A 1,622-nucleotide genomic window follows, 5' to 3' on the forward strand; every position below is an offset into this window, starting at 1 on the left:
TTCCTTTTAAATCTTTTCTACAAAAATATTTCTCATTTTTAGGAATGTTAGAAATATCTCTAGCATATTTTTTATAAACTTTAGTACAATATTCAGCTCTATAACCATGTATATCTGCTCCATTAGGAATTTTATCAAAGATTTTTTTATTTTCTTTTGAAGTCATAAAATTGATTATAAACGGTTCATCAAATAAAAGTGGTATCTGTCTTGGCCTACCACCTTTAGAACCTCTAGAAATTGAAATAAACGCGTTAGAATCGATTATTTTTAAGTCAGTCCCTTTTAATTCTTTTAGTTCTCCTCTTCTTAATCCAGTTGCACGACAAAATCTGACCAAATCTTCATGATTTTTTTCTGAAAAATGTTTATCTCTAATTTTATCTCCTCGACTTCTTTGTATATCTTTTCTTTCCCTGGGTTTTAATTTATATATATCTTCTGAAGAAATATTAAAAAGCTTTCTTAATGCTGAACTTTCGACTTTAAGGGTATATGTAGATAATCCCTGAGATTCTCTATAAATTAGCCAATTATTTATATATGGCTTACATTCCTCTAAAGATTTACAGTTATAAACTTCTTTAACCCAATTAATAAAATATATATTATGCTTTAAATAAGTTCTATAGGTTTCCCATGAATATATTTTATTGTTTGTAAGTCCATTTTGTTTATCTAAAAATTTAGATTCTCCTATGGCCAATTTAGAATCAAGTGCTATTTTTACTTGATGAAGAAGAGAACCTTTTTTTTCTCTGTTCCTAGCCATTTTACCCTCCATAAAAAATATTCTAAATTTTATTTTTAAATTCTAATAATTTTTCTAAACTGTGTATCTCTACTAATTGAGTCATTAGATTAAGTCTTTGAGTCATTGAATGTTTACTTTGCAGTATTAAAAAAGAGATTTTTTCTTTTTCCATTTCTAAATTTGATTCTATAGGTTCTGTAGAATTAATCGACTCTTCAATTGGTTCTTGTTTTTTTTCTTTTTTCTTTTTTAGATTCTCTAGTTTCGAATTTTTTATATCTTCAATTTTAGAAATTAAGATTTTAGAAAAATTCTTAATTTCAGAATTATATTTATATAGCTCATTAAGCCCTTTAATTATGTCTTTCTCCTCATACATAGTAAGAATCGTATCTAAAGCTTTTTGAGAATAGACAGAATCTATATATTGGTTTTTACGAGCTTTAGTTATGGCATTTAAAAGCTTTTCTGACATTTGAGGTTCTGAACTTATATCAATGGTATTTTTTTCAGTTCTAATAAATTTAATTTCATTTACTTTTCTTCCAAGTCTTTTTTCTTCAAACGAATATTCGTAATTTTTATCAATTTTATTAAGTTCCTTTATTGATTTTAAAAGAACATCTCTTTTAAAATATTTATATTCTTGATATTTATTTTGAGTACCAGTTATATTTTTTAATTCATCTATAGAAAAATTGGGAATATTGATTTTTTCATATTTTTTAAATATTTCATAAAATATAGGAGTATATAGATATTTCAAAGATTTTTGCTCTAATAATTGGATTGTTGTATAATAAAATTTATCCTGATTACAAAGAGATTTAAAAATTATTCTTGGAATTTCAACATAAAAAGTTCCATT

The 1,622-nt window shown here is 24.4% G+C and carries 1 protein-coding gene and 1 pseudogene; both read right to left on the reverse strand.

Annotated elements, in window-relative coordinates; genetic code table 11:
* A partial coding sequence (locus B5D61_RS26020) for a site-specific integrase (RefSeq protein ID WP_139373518.1) occupies positions 1 to 784 on the reverse strand: 784 nt, incomplete at its 3' end.
* Between the two features lie 10 nt (positions 785 to 794).
* Positions 795 to 1,622 (reverse strand): annotated as a pseudogene (locus tag B5D61_RS25500) (hypothetical protein); the annotation flags it as partial.

Origin of the sequence: Prosthecobacter debontii (assembly GCF_900167535.1) — a bacterium.
Lineage (GTDB): Bacteria > Verrucomicrobiota > Verrucomicrobiia > Verrucomicrobiales > Verrucomicrobiaceae > Prosthecobacter > Prosthecobacter debontii.